Origin of the sequence: Arboricoccus pini (genome assembly GCF_900187945.1) — a bacterium.
Lineage (GTDB): Bacteria > Pseudomonadota > Alphaproteobacteria > Geminicoccales > Geminicoccaceae > Arboricoccus > Arboricoccus pini.
In genome coordinates, this window is sequence record NZ_FYEH01000008.1 from 95593 (window position 1) to 114378 (window position 18786).

Here is an 18786-nt window from a genome sequence, read left to right on the forward strand (position 1 = left end):
TCATGGAGTGAGACGATGCCAACTTTCATCCGGGGCGCCACCATCCTTGCCATGGGCGGCCGCCATCAAAGTACGCCGTTCACCGGCGACATCCTCATCGTCGGCGATCGCATCGAGGCCATTGGTGCTAACCTTCCTGTGCCAGAGGGTGCAACTCTCATCGAGGGGGCGGGCAAGCTTGTTATGCCGGGCCTGATCAACGCCCATCTGCATTCGGGTGAGGCCTTGTTCAAGGGTCGCTACGACAACCTCCCGCTTGAACTATGGATGCTTTATTCCTACCCGATCCTCGGGGCGAAAGCGCTCGCGGAAAGGATGATCTATCTTCGCTCGATGGTCGTCGCGATCGAGTCGCTCAAGACGGGCGTCACGTCGCTGACCGACGATATTTTCGAAGCGCCACGTCAGTCCTTCAGCCAATTGGGCGCGGCAGTCCAAGCCTACGATGATGCTGGCATTCGCGCGACCGTCTCGGGCCACGTGATGGATCGGGATTTTCTCGATTCGATCCCATTCTCGCGTGAATACGTGCCAACCGACCTTCAGGCGGAGGTCGCTAAGCTGACGCCACCAACCACCGAAGAATATCTCGACTTCGCCAGGGAGGCATATGCAGCCTTCCATGGCCGTTCCGGTCGTATTCGTTTCATGCTCGCACCCTCCGCTCCCCAACGGTGCACCGTCGAACTGATGCAGGCGGTCAACGAACTCGCCCTGGAATGGAAGGTGCCGTTCCACACCCATATCGTCGAGACCAAGGTGCAGGGCGTCACCGGGCCAGCCCTCTACGGCAAGACATTGATGCGCTACATGGCCGATCTCGGCCTCATGCATCCCGGCACGACGATTGCGCATTCCGTCTGGGTGACCCCCGACGACATCGCTTTGATGGGCGAGGCAGGAGTCTCCATCGTCCATAACATCATCTCGAATCAAAAGCTGGGCTCCGGCATTGCGCCAGTTCGCGACCTTCTCGATGCTGGCGTCAACGTCGCTCTGGGCTCGGACGGAATCTGCTCCAACGACACGCCGCGCATGTTCGACGTCATGCATGCCTGTGGCCTGATCCACAAGGTCACGACCCCTGACTACAAGAAATGGCTGAGTGCTGCAGAGGTGCTCCACGCCTGCACACTTGCCGGCGCCCGCAGCGCGTTGATCGATCGCGAGGTCGGCTCTCTCGAGGTGGGCAAAAAGGCGGACCTCCTCGTTCTCGACCTCAACACGGTGAGCTTCACGCCACGCAACGACATCCTCAACCATCTCGTTTATTGCGAGAACGGCTCATCAATCGAAAAGGTGATGGTAAACGGCGAGATCGTCGTCGAAAATGGTCGACTGACGAAAATCGACGAAGCAGCGCTTTTAGCGGAGCTCCAGGCGGCAATGCCAAGCTTCAACGCCTACCATGCAGGCGTTGAGCGGGCGAACAAGGCATTCGAGCCGCATTTCGATGCCGTCTACCGGCGCTGCAATCAGACGGACCTCGGGATCCATCGTCTTATTGGTGCCAGCGACATATGGCCGGCGAAGGCAAGCTAGGATGCCCGCCCGGTCTCTCCTGGCCGATCTTACCTGGTATGACTTCGTCGATTGCGTCAAGTCCGACCCGATCATCATTCTACCCGTCGGCTCGGTCGAGCAGCATGGACCGCATCTGCCGCTTTCAACCGACACGCTCTTGCCACAAGCGCTGGCTGAGGCCGTCGCCGAGCGAATGGGCGGCCTTGTGGCGCCGCCCATCGCCTATGGCTACAAATCGCAGCCGAAGACGGGGGGTGGCAATCACTTCCCAGGCACGGTCAGTCTCGATGGCGAGGTCCTGGTCGGCCTCGTGCGAAACGTCATCAACGAGCTGGCGCGTCACGGGCTGCGCAAGATCGTCTTGTTCGACGGGCATATGGAAAATCAGTGGTTTCTCGTTGAAGCTGCCGATCTTTCCCTTCGCGATCAGAAGATGTTCAGAAATACTGATCTGCGAATAGTCAAATTAGGCTATTGGGATTTCATTAGCAAAACAACGGAAGAACTGTTGTTTCCCGATGGATCTCCTAGTTGGGAACTGGAACACGCGGCAGTCATGGAAACCTCCTTGATGCTGCACATCCGGCCCGATCTTGTGCGTAGGGAACTCATCCCCAACGATCCACCCGCGAAATTTCCACCCTTCGACATTTACCCTTTCGATACACGCCCCATCCCGGCCACCGGCGTATTGTCGCCTGCGGCGTCGGCGTCGGCAGAAAAAGGCGCGGCCGTCTGGACTCAGGTGGTGGCGGACATCACCGAGGCTCTCAGCAAGGCATTCGACAAGCAAACGTCGAATGTGTGACCAGCGGCCCGAACTCGTCGAGGTGCTCCGTTTGGTTGATGAGCTGGTACAGGTACTCTGAGAGACTGGCCTCAGGCCAGGAGGTAGCGCTCCACCGCCTGGGCAAAGCCCGACTCTTCGTTCGATCCCGTGACCGCCTGTGCCTTGGCGCGCACCGTCTCATTCGCATTGCCCATGGCGATGGCGAAGCCCGAGCGCTCAAACATCGCAACGTCGTTGGCTGAATCGCCGATCGTCGCGATTTCGGTTGCGTCGATGCGCAGGAGGGTCGCTAGACGATCGACGACGGTCCCCTTGGTGGCGTTCGGATGGGTGATATCGAGATAATAGACCTGCGAGCGGCTGGCAGCGATCCGTGCCCCGAACGCCGCCTGCATACGGGCCTCCAGCTCGGCCAGGGCCGGGTGATCGTCACTCACTCCCACCATCTTGATGGCCGCTCCCAGGAGAGCATCGTCGAATTCTTCGACGATGCGTGGGGGATAACCGATGGTGAAGGTCTCGTGATCCACTCTCGGTCCCTCGGGATCGCGCACGACCCAATGCTCGGCCGTAAAGAGCCAGACGCTGACCCCCGCATCATCGAAGGCCGCGAGTGCCGCCTTCGCTTCCGCCAGGCCGATGCGCCGTTCCTCGATCACCTTGAAGTCCGGCTGGGTGAAGAGCCCGCCATTGAAGCCTGAGACCGGCAGCTCGATCCTTAGCGGTTTGATAAGCATGGCCAGCCCCTGCGGCGGCCGGGCACTGGTCACGGTAAACCCGATTCCGTGCTCCCCAAGCCGTCTGACCGCATCGATGTTGGCCTGGCTCAACACCTTGTCACGTGTCACCAGCGTGCCGTCCACATCCGAGAGGAGAAGACGGATCGGGCGTACGGGCATGATGCTCTCAGGCATGCGGCTTCCTTTAATAGATGAAGACGGTCTGTTGCTCGAACTTATATCGCTCAAGCCGCTTCGATCGAAGCCGACCAGGACATCTGGCGGCTCTCGCCGGGGGGAATGAGCCAAAGACCGGGCTTGGCCGTGAACGGTCCATCGAAGTCGACCGGGCTGGCAAAGCCGTGCCAGGGCTCGATGCAAAGAAAATCAGCACCCGGCTTCATCCAGAGTCCGAGTTCCGGCGCATTGTCCCAGGCGACGCGCAAGGCGGGAGCACCCGGTGCCTCGAAGCGCACGCTCTGGCTCTTGACCGCCGGCAGGACCAATGCGTCCCGCGCGAAAATCTCCTCGCGCAATGAAAGAACCCGGCCTTCGATCGGCGAGGGCCTGTCCACCTTGCCGAGGAGCCCGTCGACAATGCCGGCGAGCGGCCCGTTCTCCTCCTGCTCGAAGACGAGGCGGTGCTGGTCCTTGGCTAGGCCCGACAGCAGGGGCCAGGAAAAGGCGGGATGCGCACCTAGTGAGGCCGGCAGGACGTCCGGGCCGGTATTCGTCGCCACATAGACCGCCGTGAACGTGGTGCCCTCCAGGCGGTAGCTTGCCTCGAGCCTGAAAGCGAAGGGGAACTGTTTGCGGGTCGCCTCGCTGTCTTCCAGGATAAGCGTGCAACTCGCCTCGTCCTGTGTCTTGAGGGCGAAGGGCAGGTCACGGGCAAAGCCATGCTGCTTCATCGGGTAGTCCCGGCCATCCACCTGTAGCCGATCATCCTTCAAGCGACCGACGATGGGGAAAAGCAGGGGCGCGTGCCGTGGCCAGGCCGGCCCCGCCTGCCAGAGAAACTCCCTGCCCGCCTGGTCGCTAAGCGAACAGGGCTCGGCCCCGTGAAGCTTGATCGCGGCCGCGATCAAGCCGTTTCCGATATCGATGCGATCCAAAAAAGCGATCCTTCAGCTTGTGGCGTGCCCGCGAGGGTAGAGTAGAGCGCTTTGCCGAGTCTGGGGAAGCGCCTGCGGCGGATTCTATGAGCCAGGGGCGCCGCTCACGCGCCAGATCGTGTTGCCAAGATCGTCCGCCACCAGGAGGGCGCCCTTGCCATCCAGCGCCACACCGACCGGCCGGCCGCGCGCATTTTCGCCGGCATCCAGAAACCCCGTAAGCAAATCTTTGGGGAATCCGGCGGGCTTGCCGGCGACGAACGGCACGAAAATGACCTTGTAACCGCTCTTGGGCGAGCGGTTCCATGAGCCGTGCTGGGCCACGAACAGACCCTGGCGCCAGTCTTGCGGCAAGCTACTGGCCTGCGCGAAAGCGATTCCCAGCGAGGCGGTATGCGGACCTAGGGCATAATCGGGTGCGATGGCCTTGGCCACCAGGTCCGGGCGCTGCGGGCTGACGCGTTCATCCACATGCTGGCCGTAATAGCTGTAGGGCCAGCCATAAAAGGCCCCTTCCTGCACGGAGGTGACATAGTCGGGCACGAGATCGCTGCCGATCTCGTCGCGCTCGTTGACGGCTGCCCAGAGCTTGCCCGTCTCTGGCTCGAAGGCCATACCGTTGGGATTGCGCAGACCGGTCGCAAAAGGCCGCATCGATCCGTTCGATGGATCGATTTCCCAGATCATCGCCCTGTCCTTCTCACTATCGATCCCGTTTTCGCCGACATTGCTGTTGGAGCCAACGGTTACATAGAGATGCTCGCCGTCGGGCGAGACGATGACGTTCTTCGTCCAGTGGTGGTTGATGCCGGCCGGCAGATCGACAACCTTGATGCCCCCTCCCTCGATGCGGGTGGCCCCAGGCTGATAGCTGAAGCGCATCAGTGCATCGGCGTTGGCTACATAGAAGTCGTTGCCGATGAGGGCCATGCCGAAGGGCGAACGCAGGTTAGCCAGGAACACCTCGCGCTGATCGGCCGTACCGTCGCCGTCTGTGTCGCGCAGCAGCGTGATCCGGTCTGCACTTGGATCGCCCGCCCCAGCCCGCGACATGATCATGCCCGCAGCCCAACTCTTCAGGCTGAAGGGTTTCTTTTCCGCCGCTTTGGGTTTGTTCGATTCGGCGACCAGGACGTCGCCGTTCGGCAATGTGAACAGCCAGCGCGGATGATCGAGGTCGCGGGCGTAGGCCCGGACGTCGAGCCCCTTGGCCACGGCGGGCGCCTGCCCCTCGGTCCAGCCCACGGCTGGAGCAATGTTGATCGTTGGCACCAAGGTCTTGTTAGGGGCCGGCAGCTGTGGCGACGGACCGGTGCCGGCGGCGACGTCAAGGCTGGCATTCTCGGGGAAGAAGACGATCTTGATGCCCAGCCCCGCCACCGCCAGCACAACCATCGCCCCTGTCAGCATAAGCTTCGTGCCGCGTCCCATCGACCTTGTCCTCGCGCTTGGGCTTATGGATCAATGGAATGAGCGAGCGAGGCGATGGTTGCGGTAAAGCCTATGCCACGCCGGTCAAAAGATCGGTATCGGCGACGCTCAGCTTAAGTTCGACCGCCTTGGCAAAGCTCGCCAGTTGCTCCCTCGAAGTGGCACTGGCAATGGGGGCGGTCACGCCGTCCTGAGCCATGAGCCACGCCAGCGCCACCTCGGCTGGCTTCGCATCATGCTCCAGTGCCACCTTGTCCAGGGCGTCAATGATACGAAATCCATGGTCGTTCAGATACTTGCCAACGGCGGTGCCGCGTTTGCGTCCCGTGAGGTCTCCCTCAGCCCGGTATTTGCCCGTCAAAAAGCCCGAGGCAAGGCTGTAATAGGGAATTACACCCAGGTTCTCGCGTATCGCGAGTTCGCGTGGCCCAGATTCGTAACCCTCGCGATCGTAGAGATTATATTCTGGCTGCAGGGTCTGATAGGCCGGGAGGCCGTGGGTGCGGGAGGCCTCGAAAGCGGCAGTGAGCAGACCCGCATCATAATTGGACGCGCCGATAGCGCGGATCTTACCAGCTTCCAAAAGTCGCTGGTAGGCGCCAAGTGTCTCCTCGTGCGGCGTCTCCGGGTCGGGCCAGTGGGACTGGTAGAGGTCAATATAGTCGACCTGCAAGCGTCGTAGCGAGTCCTCGACCGCCTCGGTGATCCAGCGGCAGGAAAGGCCCTTGTGCCCTTCCTTCTTCATATCTCCCCCAACCTTGGTGAAGATCAAAACTTTTTCCCGTTTGCCGGGGTTCGCGTTCAGCCAGCGACCGATGATCGTTTCCGATTCGCCACCCTTGTTGCCCTCCGCCCAGATGGAATAGACGTCGGCCGTGTCGATGGCGTTGAACCCCAGGTCGACGAACTGGTCGAGGAGATCGAACGAGGTTTTCTCATCGACCGTCCAGCCGAAGACGTTACCGCCGAAGACGATGGGTGCAATCTGCAGTCCCGTCAGGCCGAGTGCACGAAATTCCATGGAATCCTACCTCGAATCTATCAGTACGGGATGTAACCCAGTACTCAAATTTGAAAACGGGAGACGACGCTTCCGCTTCTCATTAATCAAGCAAGGAGAAAGCAAGGATGTCCATGCACGAAGATGCTAACGGCATCGCGTAATACGCGTAGTTATAGAAAATTAATCTACTTTATATGGTTGCTCCCAAAGTCTGTACGATTTGGCATGGATCGATGCAGTTTTATTTCGCGCTAATGGTCTGTCGCCGCGTCGATTGAAATCCGCCGCGTCACGCGGCGGTAAAACAGTTATCGACGAACAGATGCGTGCCGTTGATGAAGCGGGCTTTGTCGGAGAGGAGGAAAAGTGCGGCGTCCGCCACCTCGCCCGGTTCGCACATGCGTCCCTGCTGGACGGCCATCGTGCTCTCCGACACGTCGACGCCCAGCCTTTCCAAAGCCTCCACCTCCCGCATGCCGTGCGGCGTTCGGATGAAGCCCGGGCAGACAGCGTTGCAGCGAATATTGCGATCGCGGAATTCCACCGCGATGGCACGCGAGAACATGTGTACCGCCCCCTTGGTCGTCCCGTAGAGGACTTCCATGGGGGTCGCGGCGACGGCGGAGATCGAGGAGGTATTGACGATGGCACCGCCTCCTCTCGCCAGCATGCCCGGCAGCACGGCCTTAGTCATCAGGAACATCGAGCGGACATTGACGTCCATCAACCAGTCATAGTCCGCCTCGCTGGTGTCGAGAAACGGCTTCACGACGATCGTGCCCGCGTGATTGAAGAGGAGCGTAGGCGCGCCGAAGGTGTCCGTTGCCACCTTCACCGCCTGCTCGATCTCGGCTCCCTTGGCAACGTCGGCGGCAGCAAAGACGGCCTCACCTCCCTGGGCGACGATATCGGCCGCCAGCGCCTTCCCCAGATCGATCTGCCTGTCCACGATCGTTACCCTGGCGCCGGCCGCGGCCAGCTTGCGCGAGGCCTCGGCCCCGCACCCACCTGCCCCGCCGGAAACCAGCGCGCTCGCTCCGGCGAAGATCCTCTCCGACATGTGCCTTCTCCGATGGTCAACGTTCGCCGACGGCGCTCTCGGCCGCCTCGATTTCCGCCCGCCTCCTGCTGATCGCATCGCCGATGGGCGGCCCTTTGAAACGGCGGCGCTCAAAGCCAAACCAGACGATCGCCGTCAGGATCAGGAAGCCCACGGTGATCCAGAAGGCAGCATCGTTGGGCGGCTGGATGCCGATCAGGAAGATGAGCACCATCGAGGCGATGACGAGGAGAGCAACCAGCCTATAGAGGCCTCCAATGTTCCAGGGGCCCATCTTGCTCCAGCGACCGCCGAAATGGATGAGACCCAGGACGATCGGCACGGCGAAGGAGAGAAAGAGGAAGATGACCGTGACCGAGACGATCGTCGTGTAGAGAGGCGTGTAGCTCGTAAAGAGCACAGCCAGGGCCGCGCCGGTCCAGATCGCATTGACGGGCGTGCGAAAGTGCGGGCTCACGTGGCGTAGCTTGCTCGAAAACGGCAGGCCGCCATCGCGCGCGAAGGCGAAGATCATGCGTGAGACCGAGGTTACAGTCGCCAGGCCACAGAGGAATTGCGCCGCGAAGATGACGATATAGAGGAAGACCTTGATGCCGGATGGCAGAACTTGGTCGGCTGTCCAGAAGAAGACGTTCCAACCCTGGGCCGCGGCGGCCCCCATGTCGGGAATGGCAATGACGATGGCGGAGAGGAAGATCCAGCCCATGAGCCCCGACCAGAAGACGGAGCGGACCATCGAGCGCGGCACGCTGAGTGCGGCGTTGCGGGTCTCCTCGGAGGTATGCGCCGAGGCATCGTATCCGGTGATCGTATAGATCGGTAGCAGCAGGCCGAGGAGAAAGAGAAAGAAGGTGCTGTTTGTCTGCGGCCAGATGCCACCGCCCACATCGCCGCTGAAATTACTGAACGTCCAAAGCCGCGAGAAATCGTGACTGGGGGCGTATGCGAAGAACGCAACCGCGATCGCGGCCGAACCGAACAGGATCAGATAGCCCGAGAAATCGGTGAGGATGCTCGTCAGCTTGATGCCGCGATGATTGATGACGGCCTGGAGGGCCGTGATGATCACCATGAACGTCAGTTGCTCACCATAGGTACCGGTGAACCCGATGACTGGGCCGAAGACTCCGAGGAAGAACGTCCAGGTGCCCACATTGATGGCACCCAGCACGGTCACGAGACCAAGAAGGTTGAGCCAGGCTGTCACCCAGCCAATGCCACGATTACCCAGGATCGAGCCCCAGTGATAGAGGCCGCCGGCGGTCGGATAGGCCGAGGCGATCTGCGCCATGGCGATCGCGAAGACGCCCGAGACCAGGCAGCCCAGCGGCCAGCCAATGCCGATCGCAGCACCACCGACGCCGCTTATACCCTGGGCCAGCGAGTTGATACCGCCTGAGAGGATGCAGATAATCGAGAAGCTGACCGCGAAGTTCGAAAAACCGCTAAGGCGGCGTTCGAGCTCCTGGGCATAGCCCATGCCGTGCAGATGCTCGACATCCGCGCGGTGTTCATCTTCCGTGTAACCCCCCGGCACAGATTTGCCGGTCGCTTTCGTTTGCATGCACGACTCCCGTCTCTTGATGGAGGGAGGCCCGGCCCGGGCAGTCCTTGGCGACGTTTCTTGCGCCAGCCACCGTTCTCATCCGGCAGGCTGGCGTTGGCAGGAAGGGTTCACACACATCCCCGGAGCCAGCGTTTTGTGCCGGCAGCCTTGCCCTGGCGACGATGGTAGAGGTCATCGCAGGTGAAAGGCCAGCCCTTCCTTACGCCGGTCGGCGTTCTTTACGTTGGAGGGACGATTCCAGCCTCCCAGGGCAGCATCCTTCACGAGGTTTGAACGATGCCTCTCTCGCCGATTGACCCGTTGTAAGGGCCGATTCTGCCAACTCATAGAGCTCGGCTGGGACCTTGTCGCTGGCCGCCCGTATAGGCCTCAGGTGTTAGACGTTGTAGCGGATCGATCCGAAGTGTCGCTTGCGCTCGATGTCGCTTCACGGGCCTTTCGGCTCGGCGCGAAAGTCTAGAGTTCAAAACAGGGCAGCCCCGCCGCGCGCTTCAGCTTGCAGGCATGCTCGCAAGCCGGAGAGACGACAGCACCGCGCGTATCGATCCGTCGGATCGGCTCACTCAACCCATGAGTCGCCGGATTCGCGACAAAGGCCAGGACCTAGCTCTGCTTGCCGCTCCGGCTCATTCGTCAGCCTTGCTCGTCCCGTGATCCGATGCCTTCCGCTCGCGTGCTAAAAGCTCCTTCTTACGCTCAACTCCCCAGCGATAACCCGAAGGATCGCCATCGCTGCGCACCACCCGATGGCAAGGAATGGCAAGTGCTATACGGTTCGTGGCACAGGCCCGGGCGACGGCGCGAACGGCGCGCGGCATGCCGATGGCCTGGGCGATCTCGGCATAGCTTGCCGTCTTCCCCAGTGGAATCGCCCGCAGCTGCTGCCAGACACGCTCCTGGAAGGCCGTGCCGCGTACATCCAGGGGCAAAGCCAGATCCCCTAGCGGATTTTCCGCGAAGGCGAGGACGGCGGCAATCATGGCCTCGAAGCCGGGCTCACCGCCGACGAGCTCGGCCCTTGGGAACTGGTCCTGCAAATCCTTGATGAGGCTGTCGGGCGAATCGCCAAGCAGAATGGCGCAAACCCCCTTCAAGCTGCAGGCGACGAGCACGGCGCCGAGCGAGCTCTGGCCGATGGCGAAACGAATGAGGGCTGCCTCACCGCCCTGTCGGAATGCACTTGGTGTCATACCCAGCATCGCATCGGTGTTCTCGTAGAAACGACCGCTGGAATTGAAGCCCGCGGCGTAAAGCGCAGCCGTGATGCTACCCGAGTCGGCCAGGTGGTGCCGCAGGGCGCGCGCCCGTACGGCGGCGCCATAGGCCCGGGGCGTCAGTCCAGTCGCGGCCTTGAAGAGGCGATGGAAATGATAGGGACTGAAGCCGGCCTCTCGCGCCAGCGTCGTCAGGTCCGGCAGATCCTCGGCGCTCTCCAACCGGCGACAAGCGGCGGCGATGACGTCGGCATGGCCGCGGGCGGCCGGGGCGGCCATCGGCTGGCAGCGCCGACATGGCCGATAGCCGGCTGCCAATGCTTCCTCGGGCGTGGCGAAGAACGCCGTGTTCTCGGCCTTCGGGCGGCGTGCGGGACAGCTTGGCCGGCAAAAGACGCCGGTCGTTCGCACGGCATAGACAAAACGGCCATCGAAGCCGGCATCGCGCATGTCGACTGCATGCGACCAGGCCGCTGTCTCATCTTTTTCCACGCGTTCCACCATCGACTGCTCCTCCGTTCGTCCAGCCCCCATCTAGCGCGAGCGCCTCGGCATCTCACTCCGCAGCTTGCTTTCGAAGCCCTAGCACGCATCCGCCTGCAATTGCATTTCGGCGCCGGGCTCGGTATAGGGGCGCTGCCCGTTTCGAGCGGGCTACATCTGCTGGTTGGGGAGGACGCCTTGCAAGACGACGCCCTCTTCCAATTGGGGATGGGCTCAGTTCTGCTGAATGCCTCCCAAACGGAAGAAACATCTGGCCACCGCCAAAGCGGCTGCGCCATGCGATATGCCCTTGAAGGCATGATGAGGTTCGCCCGATGGGAACGCGCAGTCCTCCCTGTGCCGACCACGCCCGCTCGGGAAAGACCGACGTGAAGACGAGGCTGGCCTGACTGCTTATCGTTCGGCCAAAACGTCCAGCCAGAACAGCCGGCGGGCGATCAGTCCATCTCCACTCAATAGACGCGGGAAAGCGGGGCCGGCTTAGCCTCGCTGCCAGATCCATATGCAGACACCCTTCTATCTCATCGACAAGACCGCCTTGCTGCGCAACCTCGAGCGCATCCAGGAGGTGCGCAGGCTCTCCGGCGCCAAGGCTCTCCTGGCGCTCAAATGCTTCGCGACCTGGTCGGTCTTCGATCTCATGCGCGTCTATATGGATGGCACTACGTCTTCCTCGCTCTACGAGGTTAAGCTGGGGCGGGAAAAATTCGGCGGCGAGACGCACGCCTATAGCGTGGCCTACGGCGCCGACGAAATCGACGAGGTGGTCGCCAATGCCGACAAGATCATTTTCAATTCGGTCGGCCAGTTCAAGCGCTTCGCGCCGCGGGCGGCCGGCTTGTCCTGCGGCCTCAGGCTCAATCCGGGCGTGAGCTCATCCAGCTTCGACCTCGCCGATCCCGCCCGGCCGTTCAGTCGCCTTGGCGAAAGCGACGTCGACATTATCATGCCCATTATGGAGCAGATCGGCGGCTTCATGATCCACAATAATTGCGAGAACGCCGATTTCGCCCTCTTCGACCGGCTGCTCGCGGACATCGAGGTGAAATTCGGCCGCCTTTTGGAGCGCGTCAGCTGGGTGAGCCTGGGTGGCGGAATCCATTTCACCGGTGACGGCTATCCGATCGCGAATTTCGCCCAGCGTCTGAGGGGCTTTGGTGAGCGCTACGGTGTCCAGGTCTATCTGGAGCCGGGCGAGGCCGCCATCACCCGCAGCACGACGCTCGAAGTGAGCGTTCTCGACACGCTTAAGAACGGCAAGGACCTGGCGATCGTAGACAGCTCGATCGAGGCGCACATGCTCGATCTCCTCATCTACCGGCAAAGCGCCAAGATTGCCCCCGATGCCGGAACGTACGGCTACATGGTCTGCGGCAAGTCCTGCCTGGCGGGGGACATTTTCGGCGAGTTTCATTTTCCAGCGCCGCTGAAAATCGGCGACCGACTCTCCATCCAGGACGCCGCTGGTTACACGATGGTCAAAAAGAACTGGTTCAACGGTGTCCGCATGCCGGCCATCGCCATCCGCGAACTGGACGGCACGATCCGTCAGGTCCGCGATTTTACCTATGACGACTATGTATCGAGCCTTTCCTGAAGGCTTTCGCTTGAATGCCAACCTCGAAGTCTGGCGCATGACATGAAAAAGAACCTGCTTATCATCGGCGCTGGCGGCGTGGCCCAGGTCGTGGCCCACAAATGCGCTCAGCACAATGACCTGATGGGCGACATCAACATCGCCTCGCGTACGCTGCGCAAATGCGAGGACATCATCGCCTCGATCGGCCAAAAGGGCAGCATGAAGGTGCCGGGCGTGTTGAAGGGCCATGCCCTGGACGCCCAGAATGTTGGCGCGACCATCGAGCTCATTCGTGCAACGAAGAGCCAGATCGTCGTCAATGTCGGACCGGCCTTCGTCAACATGGCAGTCCTCTCGGCGTGCCTGGCCACCGGTGCTGCCTATGTCGATACGGCAATCCACGAAGACCCGCTCAAGATCTGCGAGACGCCTCCCTGGTATGCGAACTATGAGTGGAAGCGCCGGGACGAATGCGAGAAGGCCGGCCTGACGGCTATTCTCGGTGCTGGTTTCGATCCCGGTGTCGTCAACGCCTATGCGGCCCTCGCCAAGGCCGAGTATTTCGACCGTATCGATTCGATCGACATCATCGACATCAATGCCGGTGACCATGGCCGCTACTTTGCGACCAATTTCGATCCCGAGATCAATTTCCGCGAATTCACGGGTCAGGTCTGGTCCTGGCAGAATAACCAGTGGACCTCGAACAAGATGTTCGAGGTCAAGAAGGAGTGGGACATGCCGGTCGTCGGGCCGCGCACGACCTACATGACCGGTCATGACGAGATCCACTCGCTCTCGCAGAATCTGGGTGTACCCAATATCCGCTTTTGGATGAGCTTCAGCGAGCGCTACGTCACGGTCTTCACCGTTTTAAAGAACCTGGGCCTCTTGTCCGAGCAGCCGATCAAGACAGCCGAAGGCCTGGAGGTTGTCCCACTCAAGGTCGTAAAGGCCGTTCTGCCCGATCCGTCTTCGCTGGCGCCCGATTACACAGGCAAGACCTGCATTGGCGACCTTGTGAAGGGGGTCAAGGACGGCAAGGAGCGCGAAATCCTCTTCTACAACGTCTCCGACCACAAGGCGGCCTACGAAGAAGTCGGCAGCCAGGGAATCTCCTACACGGCGGGCGTACCGGCAGCGGCCACGGCCATGCTGATCGCCACGGGCGAATGGGACGTGCGGCGCATGGCCAATATCGAGGATCTGCCGCCCCGCCCCTTCCTCGACCTACTGGACAAGATCGGCCTGCCTACCCAGATCCGCGAGTAAGCGGCACCTAGCGCCCGCTGGGCTCGACCAGTGCCAGGATGTCGCCGCCCCGCACGACTTGGCCCGGTCGAACCCGGATTTCCTTGAGAATGCCGGTCGTAGTCGCCGGGATCGGCACTTCCATCTTCATGGCCTCCAGGACGATGACGACATCACCGGCCCTGACAGGCTGGCCGGGCTCGGCGACGATCCGCCAAACGCTTCCCGGCATTGAGCTCATCAAGGGCTCGTGGCCCTCGGGCACGTCCCCTTCAGGACGTGGGCCGGCGGCGGTCTCGTCGACATAGGCCGCAATCCCGGCCTCCTGCCATCGGCGCCGTTCGGCCGCGAATGCGGCCTCGCGTCCAGTTTGGAAGGCGGCGATCGAGGACGCTTCGTCTTTTAGCATCCGGGCATGCTGGCCATAGTCCAGCACCGTCTCCTCGATCTCGATCGGATAGGCGCCGTGCGGGAATGCCGCGCGCGCCTCGAGCAGTTCCTGCTCGCTTACCAGGTGGAAGCGCACCTGGTCGAAGAAGCGCAGCAGCCAGGGATGGCCGGGCTTGAAGACAGGCGTTGTCCGCCAGCTGTTCCACATCTGGATGGTACGGCCAAAGAGCTGATAGCCGCCTGGCCCCTCCATCCCGTAGATGCACATATAGGCGCCGCCGATGCCCACCGCGTTCTCGGGTGTCCATGGGCGGGCCGGATTGTACTTGGTCGTCACCAGTCGGTGACGCGGGTCGAGAGGTGTTGCCACGGGCGCGCCCAGATAGACGTCGCCCAGGCCCATCACCAAGTAGCTCGCATTGAGGATGATGCGCTGCACGGCCGCCTCGTCCTCGAGGCCGTTAATGCGCCGGATGAACTCGATGTTCGAGGGACACCAAGGCGCATCCGGCCGCACCAGTTCCTGGTAGCGACGCATGGCCAGGACGACCTGACTGTCATTCCAGGACAGCGGCAAATGGACAATACGCGAGGGGACGCGCATCGCATCGACGGCAGGCAGGCCGTCCTCCAACTCGACAAGCACGGCCAATAGACGCTCGCGCGCGAGCAAGGCTGGATCGTAGTGGATCTGCAACGACCTGATTCCGGGCGTCAGGTCGATGATGCCCTGGAGACGGCACCCCACCAGAGCCTCCATCAAAAGCTGGACCCTGAGCCGAAGCGCCAGATCGAGTGTCATCGCTCCGTACTCGACCAGGAGATTGGCATCCCCCTGCCGGCGATAGGCCACGGGAACGGGTGCATCCGCGGCCTTAGCCAGAATGGCGCTGCCGGCGGCCGGCACACGCAGGGGCAGCGGGCCGCCGATCGGGTCGGCGCCTGCCGTTGGCACGAAGCGAACACGATCGCCTGGACGCAGCTGGCCCAGCTTCCAGAGATCAGCTTGTGCGACGACACCCGGGCAGACGAAGCCGCCGAGACTGGGGCCATCTGGTCCGAGGATGATCGGCATATCGCCCGTAAAGTCGATGGCGCCGATCGCATAGGCATTATCGTGCAGGTTGGAGGGATGCAGACCCGCCTCCCCGCCATCCTGGCGCGCGAATTCGGGTTTGGGCCCAATCAGCCGCACACCCGTCCTGGCGCTGTTGAAATGGACTTCGTAGGTGGCGCTGAAGAGAGTGGCGACATCGTCCTCAGTGAAGAAATCCGGGGCACCGTGCGGCCCATAAACAGTCTGGAGCTGCCACTCATGGGAAAGCGCCGGCAAGTCGACGGGAGCCGGCGCGCCTGATTGGCGGGCCTCGTCGCCATAGGCCAGCATGTCGCCGGCGCGAAGCGCGCCCGTCGCATGGCCGCCAAAGCCGCCAAGCGTAAAGGTCGCGGCCGAGCCCAGCAGGGATGCTGCCTCGAAAGCTCCCCGCACCGCCAGATAGCCACGCAAGCCGGGACCGTCGATGGCGCCCACCGCCAGGATCTGACCGGCTCGCACCGCTACGGGTCGGCCCATGGGTACCGGCTCGTCGTCGAGGCGAGCCGCCATGGCGGCACCGGCCAGACCGATCAGGGCGTCGGCATGGAAACGGAGCGTCGGGCCGGAGGCCGTCACCTCCAGGGCCAGGCTTTCCTCCGCATTGCCGACGATGCGATTAGCCAGCCGATGCGCCTTTGAATCCATCGGCCCCGATGGGGGGACGCCCACATGCCAAAAGCCCAGACGACCCGGCAATTCCTGCAGGCTCGACATTGCCCCGGGTGTCAGGACTTCGACGCGCCTTGAGCAGAAGGCAAAGCCTTGCAGCGTCGAGGTCGTCATGCTGGCGGTCGCGAAGACGGAACTGGCGGCGATGGCGCGAAGATAATCCAGGTTGGTCTCGATGCCCTGGATGCGCGTCTGCGCCAGGGCGGCGCGGAGCCCCTCCAGGGCGCATTGCCGGTCCGGGCCGGCAACGATGATCTTGGCCAGCAGAGGATCGTAGAACGTCGACACTTCCGTGCCTGTCTCGATCCATCCATCGACGCGAGCACCATCGGGGAAGACGAGCTCGGTCAGTCGCCCGGCAGAGGGTTGGAAATCCTTGAGCGGCGATTCGGCATAAAGCCTGGCCTCGATCGCCGCCCCTTGCGGGCGACGTGTCGCCAGGTCGTCCAGGACATTCTCGCCGGCCGCCTGCCTGACCATGCAGGCGACGAGATCGACGCCGAAGACGGCCTCGGTCACCGGATGCTCGACCTGAAGGCGGGTGTTCACCTCGAGAAAGAAGAAATCGCCACGCTCGGCATCGAAGATGAACTCGACCGTGCCCGCCGATTCGTAGGCGACACCTCGCGCGAGCTTGACGGCGGCCGCGTGCAGCCCCTCGCGCGTGGCTTCGGATAAGCCGGGTGCAGGTGTCTCCTCGACGACCTTCTGGTTGCGTCGCTGCAGCGAGCAGTCCCGTTCGCCCAATGCCAGGACGCCGCCTTTGCCGTCGCCGAAGATCTGCACCTCGACATGCCGGGCGGCGGCGACGAAGCGCTCCAGGTACACGCGCGCGTCACCGAAGCTGGCGCCGGCCGTTCGTTGCACGGCCGCGAACGACTCGGCCAGGGCGGAGGCATCGCGGCAAAGGCGCATGCCGATGCCGCCGCCGCCAGCGGTACTCTTGAGCATCAAGGGGTAGCCGATGGTCTCTGCGGCCCCGAGTGCTGCATCGAGATCGTCGAGCAGTGCCGAGCCCGGCAGGAGCGGCACGCCACTCTCGCTAGCCAGTCGCCTCGCCTCGTGCTTCAGGCCGAAGGAACGCAGATGCTCGGGCCGGGGCCCTATGAAGGCGATCCCCTCATCAGCCAGGCGCAAGGCGAATTCGGCGCTCTCGCTGAGAAAGCCGTAGCCCGGATGAACCGCCTCGGCACCCGTTTGCCTGCAGGCGGCAATCACCGCCTCGATATTGAGGTAGGTATCGAGCGCGCTGTTGCCCGGCAGGATCACCCGCTCATCGGCCAAGCGCACGGGCAGCGTGAAGCGATCTGCCTCCGAGGCGATGGCGACACTGCGCACGCCCAACTGGCGCAGCGTCCTTTGGATCCGGGCCGCGATCTCGCCCCGGTTGGCGATCAGCACCTTCCTGAACATCAAGCGGGTCCGTCGAAGATCAAGACCTCGATCGGCGTCGGGTCGAAGCCATTGCAGGGATTATTGATCTGCGGGCAATTGGAGATGACGCAAAGGACGTCCATGCGCGCGATCATGTCGACATAGCCGCCCGGGGCCGAGATGCCGTCGTCGATCACGAGGTCGCCATTCTGCGAGATAGGCACGTTCATGAAGAAATTGATGTTGGGAACGATGTCGCGCTTGCTCATGCCGTAGCGCGACACTTCGAGCAGGAAATTCTCGCGGCAGGCATGCTCAAAGCGCGTGTGGTGGCCAAAGCGGACCGTATTGCTCTCGCAGGAGCAGGCGCCGGCCGAGGTGTCGTGTCGACCGCATGTGTCGGCGACGATCTCCAGCATGACGCGCCCCTCGTTTGAGACGATCTTGCTGCCGAGGCCCAGATAGGCGGCCTTCTGCTGTCGGATCGTGTCTTGCGCGCTGTAGCGCTCGGCATGGTCGCCCGCGTTGTAGAACAGCGTGTCGACCGCCTGCTGGCCCTTGGAATCGACAAGGCGGAGCCTCTGGCCCGCCCGCACGATCCCCGACCAGGGTTTGCGGGCGGGAACGGTCACGTGCAGGACTGGTGATGGATTGGCGGCCATGATCATGCTCCCTGCAGGGCCAGATAGTCATCGAGATTATCGAAGCCGCGCCTGGCCTCCTGCGTGGCTGTCCGGCAGAGGTCGTCCGCGCTGACGGGCGGCGCCTTGAAGCGGATCAGACCAAGATCGCCCGGCGCGTAGGACGGGGCCGGGTCCATCGGATGTGGGCAGGCGGATACGGCAACGATCAGGTCCATCTCAGCGCGAAGATCGACAAAGTCGCCCGGGCGCCGCCCGGCCTCGTTCCAGCCGATCTCGCCATGCGCGCCGACGACCGTCGGCGCGAAGAAAGTGACGACGGGCGCGATGTCGGCTCTGCCAAGGCCATGCTTGCCGGCCGCCAGGACGAGATTGTCACGTGTGTTGCGATGGCTGGGATCATCGCCGTAGCGCTCCTTGATGGAAGCGGCCGTCGAGCCGCCGACCAGGACGTCGTGGTGCCCGCTCGTGTCCTCGATGATCGAGAGAATGACCCGTCCCATGTCGGAGAAGAGTACGCGTCCCTTGCGCAGCTCCGTGGTCCACTGGACCTTGATCGTATCGGCGTGGTTCAGCCTTTCCGAGGGGTCCTTGGCATTCCAGGCCAGGAGACTGGCAGCGCCCTTGCCGTCCTTGTTGACGAGCCTGAGCCCCTGGCCACGTGCCAAGAGCAATGTCGTATACCAGCCGCCCGGGAGCGTCGATGCCGTGATGACGTCACTCTCAGCGATGCTGGCGGCGTTCAGTGCCGTTGGGGCGGGCCAGACCGTCGGCGCTATGGTCGTGCCCGTATGCTTGAGTTCCTCATAACGGCGACGATAGCCCTCGATCCGGGCTGCGCGCTCGGCCTCGCTCATGG

General features: G+C 62.5%; 14 protein-coding genes. 4 read left to right on the forward strand and 10 right to left on the reverse strand.

The annotated features are described in order from the left end of the window. Positions 1 to 15 precede the first annotated feature (15 nt). Together CFB17_RS12440 and CFB17_RS12445 are read left to right on the forward strand one after the other, a co-directional pair. The gene (locus CFB17_RS12440) at positions 16 to 1542 is read left to right on the forward strand and encodes an amidohydrolase family protein (protein WP_088561880.1); all 1527 of its coding nucleotides are present in this window, start codon (positions 16 to 18) and stop codon (positions 1540 to 1542) included. Between the two features lies 1 nt (position 1543). Next, entirely contained in the window at positions 1544 to 2332 is a 789-nt protein-coding gene (locus tag CFB17_RS12445) for a creatininase (protein WP_088561881.1), read from the forward strand. Positions 2333 to 2403: 71 nt separating this feature from the next. Here the strand turns inward: CFB17_RS12445 and CFB17_RS12450 are convergent, their stop codons facing one another. From CFB17_RS12450 to ada, 7 genes are all read right to left on the reverse strand, one after another. Beyond that, positions 2404 to 3228: a Cof-type HAD-IIB family hydrolase gene (locus CFB17_RS12450; protein WP_207762058.1), complete on the reverse strand. Its 825-nt coding sequence runs from the start codon at positions 3226 to 3228 to the stop codon at positions 2404 to 2406. Between the two features lie 50 nt (positions 3229 to 3278). After that, the gene (locus CFB17_RS12455) at positions 3279 to 4148 is read right to left on the reverse strand and encodes an aldose 1-epimerase family protein (protein ID WP_088561882.1); all 870 of its coding nucleotides are present in this window, start codon (positions 4146 to 4148) and stop codon (positions 3279 to 3281) included. A gap of 84 nt (positions 4149 to 4232) precedes the next feature. After that, complete coding sequence (locus tag CFB17_RS12460) at positions 4233 to 5579, reverse strand: PQQ-dependent sugar dehydrogenase (RefSeq protein ID WP_243389869.1); 1347 nt, start codon at positions 5577 to 5579, stop codon at positions 4233 to 4235. Between the two features lie 70 nt (positions 5580 to 5649). Continuing rightward, on the reverse strand, positions 5650 to 6600 hold the full coding sequence (locus CFB17_RS12465) for an aldo/keto reductase (RefSeq protein ID WP_088561883.1): 951 nt from the start codon (positions 6598 to 6600) through the stop codon (positions 5650 to 5652). A gap of 271 nt (positions 6601 to 6871) precedes the next feature. Continuing rightward, entirely contained in the window at positions 6872 to 7642 is a 771-nt protein-coding gene (locus CFB17_RS12470) for an SDR family NAD(P)-dependent oxidoreductase (protein ID WP_088561884.1), read from the reverse strand. A gap of 16 nt (positions 7643 to 7658) precedes the next feature. After that, complete coding sequence (locus CFB17_RS12475; RefSeq protein ID WP_207762059.1) at positions 7659 to 9206, reverse strand: amino acid permease; 1548 nt, start codon at positions 9204 to 9206, stop codon at positions 7659 to 7661. Between the two features lie 629 nt (positions 9207 to 9835). After that, complete coding sequence (gene ada, locus CFB17_RS12480; RefSeq protein ID WP_088561885.1) at positions 9836 to 10927, reverse strand: bifunctional DNA-binding transcriptional regulator/O6-methylguanine-DNA methyltransferase Ada; 1092 nt, start codon at positions 10925 to 10927, stop codon at positions 9836 to 9838. A 502-nt stretch (positions 10928 to 11429) separates the two neighbouring features. Here ada and CFB17_RS12485 point away from each other — a divergent pair. Together CFB17_RS12485 and CFB17_RS12490 are read left to right on the forward strand one after the other, a co-directional pair. Further along, positions 11430 to 12524 carry a carboxynorspermidine decarboxylase gene (locus CFB17_RS12485; protein ID WP_088561886.1) on the forward strand — a complete coding sequence of 365 codons (1095 nt, stop codon included), beginning with the start codon at positions 11430 to 11432 and terminating at the stop codon, positions 12522 to 12524. Positions 12525 to 12566: 42 nt separating this feature from the next. Then, positions 12567 to 13778 (forward strand): saccharopine dehydrogenase family protein, encoded by a 1212-nt coding sequence (locus CFB17_RS12490; protein WP_088561887.1) that lies wholly within the window; start codon positions 12567 to 12569, stop codon positions 13776 to 13778. A gap of 7 nt (positions 13779 to 13785) precedes the next feature. On the opposite strand, the gene CFB17_RS12495 is transcribed toward CFB17_RS12490, so the two are convergent. From CFB17_RS12495 to CFB17_RS12505, 3 genes are read right to left on the reverse strand one after another with little or no spacing between them, the layout of a single operon-like run. Then, positions 13786 to 17325: a 5-oxoprolinase/urea amidolyase family protein gene (locus CFB17_RS12495; RefSeq protein ID WP_088561888.1), complete on the reverse strand. Its 3540-nt coding sequence runs from the start codon at positions 17323 to 17325 to the stop codon at positions 13786 to 13788. Next, positions 17325 to 17948, reverse strand: coding sequence for an urea amidolyase associated protein UAAP2 (locus CFB17_RS12500; protein ID WP_243389870.1), 624 nt, complete (start codon positions 17946 to 17948; stop codon positions 17325 to 17327). Before CFB17_RS12500 ends, CFB17_RS12495 begins: the two co-directional genes overlap by 1 nt. Before the next feature lie 2 nt (positions 17949 to 17950). After that, complete coding sequence (locus CFB17_RS12505; RefSeq protein ID WP_088561890.1) at positions 17951 to 18784, reverse strand: urea amidolyase associated protein UAAP1; 834 nt, start codon at positions 18782 to 18784, stop codon at positions 17951 to 17953. Positions 18785 to 18786 lie beyond the last annotated feature (2 nt).